The sequence below is a fragment of the Baekduia sp. Peel2402 genome (assembly GCF_052567285.1).
In genome coordinates this window covers 2,524,619-2,537,489 of record NZ_CP199582.1, presented here as the reverse complement: position 1 = coordinate 2,537,489, position 12,871 = coordinate 2,524,619, and the positions used below count along the sequence as shown (strand labels likewise).

Genomic DNA, 12,871 nt, shown 5'->3' with positions numbered 1-12,871 from the left:
GCGGGCTACTTCTTGGCGGCGGCCTTCTTCTTGGCCGTCGCCTTCTTCTTGGCCTTGGTCTTCGCCTTGGCCTTCTTCTTGGTCGTGGCCGGCTTGGTCGTGGGCGTCACCGTCGACGGGTCGCCGGACAGTCGCGTCTTGCCGCCGTTGGCGGACGCCGGGCAGCCGCGCGGGCGGCCGAGGTCGTACGGGCCCGAGATGTACTGGGTGACGACGCCCTTGCTGTCGGCGGTCGCGTAGACGACCGTCAGGAGCGGGTCGACGCGCGGCTCGTCGCAGAGCTTGGTCGCAATCGCGAACGAGCCGACGATCTTGCCGTACTTATCGCCGGTGTACTTGCCGACGCAGTTGATGCCCCAGCCGGGGAAGTCGCCGTTGCAGGTGAACGAATCGGTGGTGATCGCGTTGTTCTGCTGGTCGAAGACCGACACGTCGGTCGAGAACCCGGTGTGGCCGATCTGCGGCTGGATCTGGTAGCCGGTGATCGGGCCACCGCAGGCGAAGACGTACTGCACCTGCGTGTCGTCGTCGCCGGGAGCGGGCGGGCCGGCTTCGATGTGGCCCCCGCAGTCGTAGGTGTTGGCGTTAGCGCTGGCGCCGGCCATCGGGGCCGTGATCGCGAGCGCGAAGACGGCTGCCAACAGGGCGAGCGCGGGACGGGCGAGGGTCAAGGAGACCTCCGTGTCGAGTTGGTGGTGTTGGATGGGGGAAAGATCGGGTCGAGCGCTCCGGCGGTGGCCTGCGCGGCGGCGCCGAGCGGGTCCAGGCCGAAGAGGACGTCGACGGAGCGCAGCAGCGCGACAGGCCCGGTGGCCGCGTCGAGCGTGCTGCCGGCGGTCGCCTTGGGCGACAGGACGAGCGCGCCGGTGGGCGCGGCCACGGTGCCCGGCGCGGCGGCCGGGTCGACCGGCGCGGGCGCGTCCGGGGCGAGGACCAGGACGCCGTCCTTCTTGTAGGCCTCGCTGGCCAGGACCTGGTCGGCGATCGCCTTCGCGCTCTCGTTCGTGCTGGGGACGACGAGGCTGAGCGCGGGCGTCTTGCTCGCCGTCGCCAGGTCGGTGGCCAGCTGATCGGGCGCGACGGTCGTGGTCGCGCAGTCGCCGCGCTGGCTCAACGTGGTGAACAACGACGTCCCGACGCGCGCGTTCGGCGTGGCCGCGCAGCGCGCCGCGGGGTCCTCGACGTAGGCGCGCCAAGTCAATTGGATTGATGAGAGCTGGTCCAGGAGCGATGTCTCGCCCGCGGGCAGCACGCACGCGGTGAGGGCCGCGACGCAGTCCGCAGTCGGTACCTGGCCGCCGAGCAGCGCGAGCTGGTTGGCCGCGGATGACGGGCCGGCGGCGGCATAGTTGGGCAGCAACGCGCCTGCGGCGACGAGCGGCGCCAGCGGCGAGGCGGCGCCGAACGCGGTCGCCGCGTCGGCGGCCGGCAGCGAGACGAGCCAGACGTGCGCGGGCGCGGTGCCGGCGGTGTCGGTCGAGGACGGCGTGGTGCTCGAGGCCGAGTCGGGGTCGGCGGCGGCGGGGGACTCGTCGTCGCTGGCGTCGTCGTCCGCGGCGGTGTCGTCCTCGGCCGTCGCGTCGTCGCTCGCGCTGTCGTCGGAGGCCGCCGAGGCGTCGTCGCTCGAGGCGTCGTCGTCAGCGGCGCTCGGCGTGTCCGAGGTGCCCTCGTCCTCCGGCGGCGCGGCGTCGTCTTCGGTGGCCGTCGCGTCGTCGCTGGTCGCGGGTGCGGCCTGCGGGACGACCAGCGCCACCACGCGCGCGGGCGCGGCGGCGATCGACCCCTCCGGCACGGGCCCGACCGCTGCGCCGGCCACGCCGCCGAGCGCCAGCGTCGCGATCGCGAGCGCCGCCGTGAGGCGCCGGGAGGGCGTCGCACGGCCAACCGGCACGGGTTCTTGCACGGCAACCGCTGCCGGGACGGCAGGCGCGACGCCGTCGCCGGTCGGCTCGAAGCCCAGTTCGGAGAGCGCGTCGATCCGCGGCGCGCCGTGACGCGCGCCGCATTCCAGGCAGTAGCGCTGGTCGGCGTGCAGCAGAGCGCTGCATTCGCCGCAGCTGGAGGTCCGAAGGCTCATGCCCTAGACCTTTTATGTCCAAACCCGATCTGAATTGTGTGGTTAGACTATTGTCCACCAACTGACCTTGCAAACTGGGAAAGAGAGTTCCGCGGAAATGACCCGCAATCGCACCCGCCGTCTCACCGCCGCTGTCGCGGCGGTCGGCGTCCTGGGCGTGGCCTTGCCGGCCAGCGCCTCGGCCGTCAGCACGATCACCATCAGCGGTGCGACCGGCTCCGCGCCGCTCGTCGCCCTGCTGGCCAAGAAGTACGTCAAGCTCAAGCCGGGCAAGGTGAAGTTCAAGCTCGCCCAAGGTGGTGGCGAGGTCGGCATCCAGGATGCGGCCGCCGGCCGCGTCACGATCGGCAACGCCGCGCGCGACCCGCGCCCGAGCGACCCGAAGGGCCTGGTCTTCTACCCGATCGCCAAGGACTTCTTCTGCTTCGACACCAACCCGGCCAACAAGCTGCCGAACCTGACGACCGCGCAGGCGCAGGCGATCTGGACCGGTCAGATCCGCAACTGGGAGGACGTCCCGGGCGCGACGGTCACGGGCACGATCGACCTGATCGGCCGCACCGCGGCCTCGTCGCTGCCGCCGCTCGTCCAGCAGCTGCTGCTGGGCAACAAGACGATCTCGGCGCTGGCCGCGCTGAAGCCGTCTGACGGCCTCGTCGAGTCGTCGGTCGCCGCCGACAAGAACGCGATCGGGTTCAACTCGGGGTACTACGCCTCGCAGAAGGACGTCCACGCCGTGCCGGTCAACGGCGTCGCGTGCAACCTCCAGAACGCGAAGTCCGGCCAGTACCCAGGCGTGCGCAACTACTACGAGGTGACGCGCGGCCCGGCCCAGGGCGCCGCGTCGGCGTTCATCCACTGGATCCAGAAGAGCCCCGTGGCGCGCAAGATCATCGCGTCGATCGCGATCCCGCTGAACTAACCATGTTCGCTCGGCTGCGACAGCCGTGGACGGACCGGCAGGCCACCTGGCGCCTCGGCGCGGTGGCCTGCCTGGTTCTGCTCCTGATCACCTTGATGGTGGTCTTCGTCACCATTCGCGCGTGGCCGACGCTGCGCGCGAACGGCTGGGTGTCGTGGCTTGGGCCGGGCGGGTCGGTGGACGACCAGCTCGGCGAGATGATCAAGACCGGCCAGGACCCGCCCGACGCGGCGTACCACCTACGGGCGTGGCCGCTGATCTACGGGACGCTGGTGACCACCGGCGTCGCGGTCGTCGTCGGCCTGGTCTTCAGCGTGTTCAGCGCGATCTTCATCGTGGAGTTCGCGCCGGCGCGCGTGCGGGCGGTCGTCGTGCCGGCGGTGCGGCTGCTGGCCGCGGTGCCGTCGGTGATCTACGGGCTGATCGGGATCCTGGTGCTCGCCCCGTTCGTTGGCAACCACCTCATCTCGCCGGAGCGCAAAGCGTCGGTGCAGAACGTCGTCCAGCTCGACGGCACCGGCGTCCTGGTCGCCGTCGTCGTCCTGACGGTGATGATCGTCCCGATCATGATCGCGATCATCGTCGACGCGCTGCGGGCGATCCCGAACGCGTGGACCGAGGGCGCCGCCGCGCTGGGCGCCAACCGCTGGGAGGCGATCTGGACGGTCTCCGTCCGCGCTGCCCGCCCGGCGATCGTCGCCGCCGCCGTGCTGGCCTGCGCCCGCGCGCTCGGCGAGGCGGTCGCGTTGTCAATGGTGTCGGGGTCGCGCGGCTTCTCGCCCAACCCGGTCGACGGCATCACCTACATCTTCGAACCGCTCCGGCCGCTGGCCGCGTCGATGGTCGAGAACATCGACGCGATGAACGCGCCGGCGGTCAAGTCCTCCATCTACGCGTTCGCGCTGTTGTTGCTGCTGTCGAGCCTGGCGCTCTCGATCGGCGGCTACATCGCCAAGCTCCCGATGCGCCGTCAGGGGTTGAGGGTCTGATGGCGGCGACCGTCGGCGCTCCGCCGCCGCCCGTCCACCCGCCCGAGCCTTTGCGGCCGTCGCCGCGCGGCGACTCGCTGCGCTCGTGGAAGTGGTCGCACCGCCTGGCGTTCGTCACCTGCTGGGCGTGCGGGCTGGCGCTGTGCGCCGTCACCGCGGCGATCGTCATCTACATGGGCGTGCGCGGTCTGCAGTACCTCAACTTGGAGCTGCTCTTCTCGCGCCCGCAGCCCGGCCTGGCGCAGCACACCACGGGCGGCATCCTGGACCCGATCGTCGGCACCGTCGTGCTGACGCTGATCGGGATCGCGCTCGCCGTGCCGCTGGCGGTCGCGGCGGCGATCTGGGTCGTGGAGTACGGCAAGCCCGCGCCGCTGGCGCGCGCGATCGAGTCCGGGATCGAGGTCGTCGCCGGCACGCCCGACATCGTCATCGCGATCTTCGGCCTGGCGATCTTCCAGCTCCCGCTGTTCGCGCCGCTGTCGTTCACGGCATCGGGCGGCGGCGTCTTCGGGCGCTCGTTCCTGGCCGCGGGCAGCATGATGTCCTTGATCGCCCTGCCGCTGGTCTTCGGCGCGACGCGCGAGGCGCTGCTGTCGATCCCAGCGGCTACGCGCGAGGCGTCGTGGGCGCTGGGCAAGACCAAGATCTGCACGATCCGCGAGATCCTGCTGCCGCAGATTCGCCGCCCGATCGGCACCGGCGCGGTGCTCGGGATGGGCCGCATCGTCGGCGACACGGCGGTGGTCGTCGTGCTGCTGGGCGCGACGCTTCAGATTGAGCGCCAGGGCGACGTCCCGATCCTCGGCGACCTGCGCGGCACCGGCTCGACGCTGACCAGCTACGTGTTCAACGCCTCGCCTGCGGGCGAGGGCAACGCGCCGCAGAAGGCCTACGCCGCCGCGTTCGTGTTGCTGTTGATCGTCTTGTTCCTCAACTTCGCGGTCGACTTCGCCGGCCGCCGCAAGGAGGCCGGCCGGGCATGAGCGCCCACGACCACGTCGCCGATCCGTTTCTCGACGACGCCGTTCCGTCGCTGCCGCCGCCGCGGCGGCGCGTGCGCTTGGATCGCACGCCGGTGCCGGTGGCCGAGTCCAACGGCGCGCCCCAGCGCCGTTCGCGCGAGCGGAGAACCGGCCCGCCCGCCCCCGAGCGCATGCGCGTGGACCGGCTGAGCGTGTTGTACGGGTCGCATCGTGCGGTCAAGGACGTGTCCTTGCCGATCCACGCGGGCGAGGCCCTGGCCTTGATCGGCCCGTCGGGCTGCGGCAAGACGACGCTCCTGCGCACGCTCAACCGCCTGACCGAGACGACCGCGGGCGCCACGCGCGAGGGTCGCGTCCTGCTCGACGGCACCGACGTCGAGCAGTTCGAGGTGACCGCGCTGCGGCGCCGCATCGCGATGGTCTTCCAGCAGCCCAACCCGTTCCCGATGTCGATCTTCGACAACGTGGCCTACGCGATCCGCGTGCAGAACCGCAAGACGCCGCGGCGCAAGGACCTCGAGCCCCAGGTGATCGACGCGCTGCGTCGCGCCGGGCTCTACGACGAGGTCGCCGACGACCTCGGCCGCCCCGCTCTGCGCCTGAGCGGCGGCCAGCAGCAGCGGCTGTGCATCGCGCGCGCGATCGCGACGCGGCCCGAGGTGTTGTTGATGGACGAGCCGTGCAGCGCGCTGGATCCGCGCTCGACGGCGGTTATCGAGGAGCTGATCGGCGAGCTGCGCCGCGACCTGGCGGTGGTCATCGTCACCCACAACCTCGCCCAGGCGCACCGGATCGGCGACAAGGTCGCGTTCATGTACTTGGGTGATCTGGTGGAGTACGGCGAGGCCGAGCAGGTCTTCGAGGACCCGCGCGCCGAGCGCACGCGCGACTACGTGGCGGGGGCGTTCGGGTGAACCGCGGGTCCGCCGCGTGTGCCGTGGTGCTCGTCGCTGGCGCGACGGCGGTCTCGGCGTGCGAGTCGACGGCGGACAAGAGCGCGCGGATCGCGGCCGAGGGCAAGAAGGCCGTGCAGGCGTCCGCGACGCTGAAGATCAAGCCGAGCGCGGACCTGCGCGTCGCGCGGGCGGTCGTGGTGCGCGGCGAAGGCGGCACGGTCGCGGCGGCGGTCGAGGTCCGCAACCGCGGCGGCGCGGCCCAGCGCGACGTGCCGGTGCTGATCGACGTCCGCGACGCCAAGGGCGGGTCGTTGTACAAGAACGATCAGATCGGTCTGCAGCCCGCGCTGCAACGGCTGGCGTCGGTCGGCGCGCGCAAGACCGCGTGGTGGGTCAACGACCAGGTGACGACCACGGAGCCGCCGCGCCGGGTGTCCGCGCGCGTTGGCGCCGCGCCCGCGGCCAAGCCCGGCAGCGTGCCGAACGTGAGCGTCTCCGGGCTGCACTGGGAGCACGACGCCACCGGTCGCTACATGACCGGGACGGTCGTCAACCCGGTCGCCCGCGTGTTGAAGGACATCCCGATCTTCGCGGTCGCGCTGAAGGGCTCGAAGGTCGTCGCGGCCGGCCGCGCGCTGGTCCCCACGCTGCCCGCGAAGGGCAACAAGAAGAAGGTCGTCTTCCGCCTGTTCTTCGTCGGCAATCCGCGCGGGGCGCGGGTCCAGCTGACGATCGCCCCCAACGCCGCCCCGCCGTCGTCGCCGTCGTGAAGGAGCCAGACATGATCACCGAGTCTTCCCATAGCGTGCCTGCGACGCCGGCGTTCGGCCACGACGGCGAGCCGTGCCCGGCCTGCGGCGCGCCGCTGGCGGGCGACCAGCGTTACTGCCTGCACTGCGGCGCGCGCCGCCCGGAGGCGCGCTTGGAGTTTCTGGACGTGCTGGACGCAGACGTCCGGGCGCGCCAGGGTGCCGCGTTCGCCGGCCCGCCGCCTGCCGGCGGTTTTGCCCCGGCCGCCGCGCCGCACGCTGCCGCTCCGTCCGGCGTCGCCGGACGCCTCAACGCCAACGCCGGGCTGCTCGCGGTCGCCGCGTTGCTCGTGTTGATGTTGTTGATCGGGCTGCTGCTCGGGCACTGGGTCACGGATCGCAACGCCACGAACAACGGGGCGGCGGCCGCGACGCCCGCGCCGCAGGTGATCAAGGTGGAGGGGACGGCGGCGCCCGCCGCGGCGTCGGGCGACTCCGGATCGGGCTCCTCGGACTCCGGCGGCTCCGGGTCGTCCTCCTCGTCGTCGTCCAAGTCCTCCAAGTCGAAGGCGTCGAGCTCGGATGACACCGCCAAGGCCCCGAAGGACTCGGTCGCGGTCGACAAGCTGGATTCGAAAAAGGCCGTCGAGGACGCGGTCAAGAAGGGCAAGCCGATCTCGACCGGCGGCGACGGCAAGCTCCCACCCAAGGACGACAAGGCGCCCGCCGGCGGCGCCGACTTCGAGGAGATCGGATGAGCGCGCTGCCCGGACCCACGTCGCTGGACGAGCTGCGTCGCCGGCGCCACGAGCTGGCCCGCCGCGTCGCCGCGCTCACCTTCGACCTCGGCGGCCTGACCTACGAGATGGCCACCCGCGACCACTACCGCCTCGACGTCCTCTCCCGTCGCGCCGCCGAGCTCCAATCCGCCGACGCCGAGCTCGGCGAGGTCGAACGCCTCCTCGCCGCCACCGAAGACGGCGTCGTCGGCGCCTGCCGCTCCTGCGGCGCCGTTCACTCCCGCGGCGCCACCTTCTGCTGGCACTGCGGCCAACCGCTGCTCACCGGCGCGGTCGCACCGACCGCACCACCCGTCAGCGCCTGATCGTCAGCGTCTTTCGCACCGTCGTCGTCTTGCCGTTCGCACCGCGTGCGGTGAGGACGACGGTGTAGCGCCCGGCCTTCAGGGCCTTGGCGTTCACGCGCAGCGTGCGCTTGCCAGCCTTCAGCTTCGCCTTGCCGGTCTTGGTCGCGCGCTTGGCGCCCTGGCGCGTGATCGTGATCGTCACGGTCGCGTCGGCGGAGAGAGTGAAGGCAGCCAGGACGGAGCCGGGGCGGCCGGTGAGGGTCAGCTTGGAGAGCTTGACCGGGATGACGTCGAGCGTCGGGGAGGGCGGGGTGGTCGGTACGGTCGCGCCCGAGCCGGACGGTGGCGTGACCGGCGCGGGCGTCGTGATCGTCTCGCCGCCGGTCGTCCCACCGCCGCCACCGCCACCGTTCCCGCCGTCGCCGTTCGGGAGCTCGGCCACCGTCCCGACCGTCACCGTGAACGTCCCGGTCGTCGCGTTGCCGGAGGCGTCGGTGGCGGTGCAGGTCACCGTGGTCGAGCCGATCGCGAAGACGGTCCCGGAGGCGGGCGAGCAGGACACGGCGGGGCTCGGGTCGCTGTCGTCGGTCGCGGTCGCCGCGGGCCAGCTGACCGTGGCGCCCGCGGAGGACGGCGCGTGGTCGACGGCGACGTCGGCGGGCACGATCAGAACCGGCGTCGTCGCGTCGAAGGCGCCAGAGGCCGCCGCTGACGACGCGCCGCCAACGACCGGCAGCGTCACGGTGCTGGTCAGCGCGTCCATGGTGACCGTCGTCCCGGTGGTGTTGTTGATCGCGCTGAAGCCGCTGTAGTTGGCCACCAACACCACCGCGATCCGGTGACCGGCTGCGAAGACGTGGTCCTGCGGGAGCAAGCTGATGGGGAAGTCGTCGGGCGTGCCGATCGTGACGGCGGTGGGCGTCGTCAGCGAGAGGCGGTTGGAGGAGTCCAGGACGCCCTTGGTCACGCGCCACTGCGAGACCGTCGTGGACGGCTGGGTGACCTCGAGGTAACAGGCCGAGAAGTCGCCGGTGACCTCGTCGTCGTCCTCACCCCAGCAGGTGCGCTCAGCCGGCACCTTGTTGGTGATCCCGTCGCCGGTGCGCGTGATCTGCGACATCGTCCCGCCGGTGGGCGTGTAGTCGACGATCAGCGCGCCGAGGTTGGACTGGGTCTTGTCCAGCGAGGCCTTCAGGTTGATCTGCGGCGTGCCGGAGATCCGCAGCGGCTGCTTGAGTGGGGCGGAGAGGAACACCCGGCGGTTGACCTGCGAGCCGCCTGGGTTGTTCATCATGGTGGTCTCGCTCTGGCCGGAGGCGTCCAGCCACGAGACGGTCCCAAGGCCCGAGCCGGCGACCAGGCCGATGTCGCCCGCGGCGGCCGCGTCGGTCGCCCGGAGGTGCAGCGCCACGGGCTGCGTGCCCGGCGCGGGCCAGTCGCTCTCGGTGTGCCACGATCCGTCGGCGTCCTGCAGGTCCACGCGCGGCGCGTCCATGATGTGGTTGTCGACGCCGTAGAGCCAGTGGTCGAACCAGCGGTGCAGCGTGTCGACCCACTCGGCGCGGCGCAGGTCGAACGGGTCGACGTGGCCGGCGCGCATCAGCCAGAGCTTGCGCGGCACGCCCTGCGCGGCCAGGCCTGCCCACCACGAGGCGAGGTGGTCCATACGCACGTTGTCGTCCTGCAGCCCATGGACGGCAAGGACCGAGGCGGTGACGTTGCTCAGCCCCGGCCGGTAGTCGCGCGCGTCCCAGAACGCGTTGCGGTCGCCGGTGGCGTCGCCGTCGTCGAGGTTCATCTGCGTGCGCGTCGCGGCGCACCCGGCGCGCTCGGCGGTGTCGGTGATCGTGTTGGACAGCGAGCTTGGGTAGTGCGTGTTGAACCGGATCCCGCCCATCCGCGAGTAGGCGTACCAGTCGTCGATCGCCGACTCGGGGACGATCGTCGTGAGGCCGCTGACGCCGGTGGCGGCGACGCCCTCGGTCAGCGTGCCGTCATAGGACTTGCCGATCATCGCGGCCTTGCCGTTGTCCCAGGTCGCCGCGACCGTGGTCCCGCCGCCCGCGGGCGCCGTCCGACCGGTCACCCGGCCCTGGAGCCAGTCGATCACGGACTTCATCCCCGCGATGTCGCCGGGCCCGCCGTGCAGCGGGCAGCCGGTCGAGTTGGCGGTGCCGTTGGACTCCGCGAGGATCACCGCGTAGCCACGTGGGACGAAGTAGTTGTCCAAGAACAACGGCCACTTGTCGTTCTTGCCGTCGCTGTTGGCGTCGGCGATGCACTGGCCCTCGTTGCCGCGGCAGACCGTCGTGTAGTACGGCGACGGGTCGATGACCACCGGGACCGAATCGCCGGTGTCGGGGCGGATGATCTCGATCGCGATGTCGTCGGCGACGCCGTTGGCGTCCTGGTCGATCCCGGGCTGCGGGATGTACACGCGCTCGCGGATCGCGCCGGCGTAGGAGTGGACGGCGGAGGTCGTGCCGTCGGGGCCCAGGACGTACAGCGCCTGCGCCGCCGTTGGCAGCGCGAGAAGCATCAGGACGACGGCGGCGAAGAAGGTTCGAGCGCGGACCATGGCGACGGGAATGTCGCACATGGCCCGGCTCGAATGGACGGATGGGTTCAGCAGTTCGACGGCGCCGTCTGGCCCGCGAAGCGATTCGCGATCCAGTTGACGACGTCGGTCTGCGCGATCAGCTGCGTCGTGACGTGCTCACCGACCCAGGGCACGAGTTGTGACTTGGCGCCCAGCGCGCACCACTGGTTGTGGAGCGTCTGCTCGACCGCGTAGGGGATGACCTCGTCGATGGCGCCGTGGTACTGGAGCACCGGCACCGCGGGCTTGGTCGTGCCCAGGTTGTTGGCGTTGAGCGCCGCCGCGAAGGCGGGCTGCGTCGTCGGATCGACGTTGTTGATCGTGTACTCGGTGAGGTGGTGGAACGCGTAGAGCGCGAGCGCCGGCAGCTGGCACAGGTTGTTGAGCGTCGAGATCGCGAGCTGGCCGTAGAGCGTCAGGTACTGGTTGACGTTCAGCGACGGGTAGGCGGCGCGGAAGCCGATCGCCGTGCCTGCCAGGAACGCGAAGAACGCCGAGCCGTCGATGTTGTTCTTGACCGCCTGGAGGTTGGCGGGCGTTCCGCCCAGCGCGGCGCCGAGGAGGTTCAGCGACGGCGCGTAGGACGTCTTCTGCTGGGCGGCCCAGCCGGCGGCGCCACCACCCTGCGAGTAGCCCTCGATCGCCATCTTTGTCGTGCTGGAGAGCCCCGTCTCCGGCAGGCGCGTGGCAGCGCGCAGCGAGTCCAGGACCGCGTGGCCCTCGGAGATGCCGACGTTGTACTGGTGGTCGCCGGGCGTGCCGAGGCCCGGGTAGTCCGTGACGACGACCGCCCAGCCCTTGGCCAACATGTTGGTGACGGCGAAGCCCTCGTCGAACTGGTTGGTGTCCATCGCGCGCGACGGCGCGCACGAGTCGGCCCAACCCTGCGTCCCGGAGGCGTAGGCGGTCAGCGGGCGGGTGCCGCCGCCGGTCCACGGCGCGGTTGGGACGAGGACGGTGCCGGAGACGGCGATCGCGTTCCCGGTGACCCCGGTCGAGCGGTAGAGGATCTTGTAGGCGTTGGCCGAGGTCGAGATCGAGGGCGCGGTGCGCGCCCAGATCACGTCACCCGGAGAGCCCGCGGGCAGCGGGTTCGGCGGCGTGTAGAACGCGTTTCCGGCCGGCCCGTTCAGGGCGGCACCGGCAGACGTGGGGCACGCGAGCAGCAGCGCGGCAGCCACGCCGAGGACAGCACGGCGGACATTGGACATCGGCCGACCGTAGGTGAGGAACCGCCTGGTTTACAACCCCTCTCCCTGCCAGCTGGCAGGGGTTCGCTAAGCGGATCTCACCAGCATCGTCAGACCCCGAAGGCGCGCTCCACGAACCACAGCATGCCGACCGCGGACACGGCGGCGGCCACGGTCCCGGTCGTCCCGACCGCGGCCAGCGGCGAGCGGTGGCGGATCGCCGCGAGCACCGGGAAGGTCACCAGGATGATCCCGAGCTGGACGGACTCGATGCCCAGGTTGAAGACGATCAGCGACGACAGCAGGCTCCACGACGCGCCCTGGTCGATCCCAAGCGCGGAGGCGAACCCGAGCCCGTGGACCAACCCGAAGCAGAAGACCACGCCGAGCCGCGTCCACCCGGCGGCGTCGAGGCCGAGCGGTCCGCGGCCGACCTCCTCGACCTCGTCGGCGTGGCCGCGCAGCTCCCAGATCCGGTACAGGTGCAGGCCGGCGACGGCCGCGATCGAGAGGGCGATGATCGGCTCGACGATGCTCGCGGGGACGTCGACGACGCCGAGCGCGGCGAGGATGAACGTCACCGAATGGGCGAGCGTGAAGCTCGACGCGGCAAGCACGATCTCGCGTAGGCGACGCGAGCCGGCGATCAAGGCCAACAGGAACAGGATGTGGTCGATGCCGGTGTAGAGGTGCTCGGCGCCGAGCCGGAAGAAGCTCCAGTACTGCTCCAGCAGCGACTCCTGCGTGGAGAACGTCGGGTGCTTGGCGTCGAGGCTGGCGGTGCCCGACTTGAGGTCGATCTCCTCGTAGGTGACGATCGTCTTCGTGCCGCGTACGTAGCCCTCGGAGTCCTGGAACAACTCGCTGTGCAGCTCGTGCGCGCCGCCGCTGTCCGGGCACGTGTAGTCCAGGTCGATCAGCGCGTAGGGGGCGCCGTCGCGCTGCGTCATGCGGACGCCGCCGTCCTGGATGGGCGTGCACGCCGTCCCGTCCTTGACGGTCAGCCGCTGGCGCTGGTTGATGTAGGCCATGACCGTCTTGGCGTGCGCGTCGAGCGCCGCGGCCTGCGCCTTGGCGTCCCCGTCGTCGAACGCGGTGGTGCCCGCCTTGAAGAGCGGGTCGTCGTGCTCGGCGTCGGCGGCGGAGACGACGAGCAGGTCGTACTCCAGCCCGAGCTCGGCGCGGACATGCCCTTTCTCGGGGGCCGTCATGTCGATGTAGACCACCGAGCTGAACCCGTGGGCAACGGCGGAAGCGGGGGTGAAGACCGTCGTCGCCGCGAAGGCGATGAGCAGGATGAGGGCGGTGGGGCGGGTGAGCAGGCGCATGGCGTATGGGCGCTCCGGCGGAGCGGCGGGCATCTTGTAGGCCCCGAA

At 71.3% G+C, this 12,871-nt stretch carries 12 protein-coding genes; 7 read left to right on the top strand and 5 right to left on the bottom strand.

Annotated features, from left to right (window positions below):
* Positions 1–5 precede the first annotated feature (5 nt).
* Positions 6–671: a hypothetical protein gene (locus ACT01A_RS12400; RefSeq protein WP_445152565.1), complete on the bottom strand. Its 666-nt coding sequence runs from the start codon at positions 669–671 to the stop codon at positions 6–8.
* On the bottom strand, positions 668–2,077 hold the full coding sequence (locus ACT01A_RS12395) for a hypothetical protein (RefSeq protein WP_445152564.1): 1,410 nt from the start codon (positions 2,075–2,077) through the stop codon (positions 668–670). Before ACT01A_RS12395 ends, ACT01A_RS12400 begins: the two co-directional genes overlap by 4 nt.
* A 97-nt stretch (positions 2,078–2,174) precedes the next feature.
* Between ACT01A_RS12395 and ACT01A_RS12390 the strand changes: the two genes are divergently transcribed.
* From ACT01A_RS12390 to ACT01A_RS12360, 7 genes are read left to right on the top strand one after another with little or no spacing between them, the layout of a single operon-like run.
* Entirely contained in the window at positions 2,175–2,999 is an 825-nt protein-coding gene (locus ACT01A_RS12390) for a substrate-binding domain-containing protein (RefSeq protein ID WP_445152563.1), read from the top strand.
* 2 nt (positions 3,000–3,001) lie between these two features.
* Positions 3,002–3,988, top strand: a complete 987-nt coding sequence (gene pstC / locus ACT01A_RS12385) for a phosphate ABC transporter permease subunit PstC (protein ID WP_445152562.1) — start codon at positions 3,002–3,004, stop codon at positions 3,986–3,988.
* Entirely contained in the window at positions 3,988–4,974 is a 987-nt protein-coding gene (locus ACT01A_RS12380) for a PstA family ABC transporter permease (protein ID WP_445152561.1), read from the top strand. Before pstC ends, ACT01A_RS12380 begins: the two co-directional genes overlap by 1 nt.
* A complete protein-coding gene (locus tag ACT01A_RS12375; RefSeq protein ID WP_445152560.1) occupies positions 4,971–5,888 on the top strand; it encodes a phosphate ABC transporter ATP-binding protein in 918 nt (305 codons plus the stop codon). Before ACT01A_RS12380 ends, ACT01A_RS12375 begins: the two co-directional genes overlap by 4 nt.
* A 23-nt stretch (positions 5,889–5,911) precedes the next feature.
* On the top strand, positions 5,912–6,640 hold the full coding sequence (locus ACT01A_RS12370; RefSeq protein WP_445152559.1) for a hypothetical protein: 729 nt from the start codon (positions 5,912–5,914) through the stop codon (positions 6,638–6,640).
* Positions 6,641–6,675: 35 nt separating this feature from the next.
* Positions 6,676–7,377, top strand: coding sequence for a hypothetical protein (locus ACT01A_RS12365; protein WP_445152558.1), 702 nt, complete (start codon positions 6,676–6,678; stop codon positions 7,375–7,377).
* Complete coding sequence (locus ACT01A_RS12360; RefSeq protein WP_445152557.1) at positions 7,374–7,724, top strand: hypothetical protein; 351 nt, start codon at positions 7,374–7,376, stop codon at positions 7,722–7,724. Before ACT01A_RS12365 ends, ACT01A_RS12360 begins: the two co-directional genes overlap by 4 nt.
* Here ACT01A_RS12360 and ACT01A_RS12355 read toward each other — a convergent pair.
* The 3 genes from ACT01A_RS12355 to ACT01A_RS12345 all read right to left on the bottom strand — a co-directional run bounded on the left by ACT01A_RS12355 (position 7,714) and on the right by ACT01A_RS12345 (position 12,856).
* Positions 7,714–10,284, bottom strand: a complete 2,571-nt coding sequence (locus ACT01A_RS12355) for a CocE/NonD family hydrolase (RefSeq protein WP_445152556.1) — start codon at positions 10,282–10,284, stop codon at positions 7,714–7,716. The two genes, ACT01A_RS12360 and ACT01A_RS12355, sit on opposite strands and share 11 nt — an antisense overlap.
* A 47-nt stretch (positions 10,285–10,331) precedes the next feature.
* Positions 10,332–11,516, bottom strand: coding sequence for a lipase family protein (locus ACT01A_RS12350; protein WP_445152555.1), 1,185 nt, complete (start codon positions 11,514–11,516; stop codon positions 10,332–10,334).
* Positions 11,517–11,605: 89 nt separating this feature from the next.
* Positions 11,606–12,856 carry a HupE/UreJ family protein gene (locus ACT01A_RS12345; RefSeq protein WP_445152554.1) on the bottom strand — a complete coding sequence of 417 codons (1,251 nt, stop codon included), beginning with the start codon at positions 12,854–12,856 and terminating at the stop codon, positions 11,606–11,608.
* Positions 12,857–12,871 lie beyond the last annotated feature (15 nt).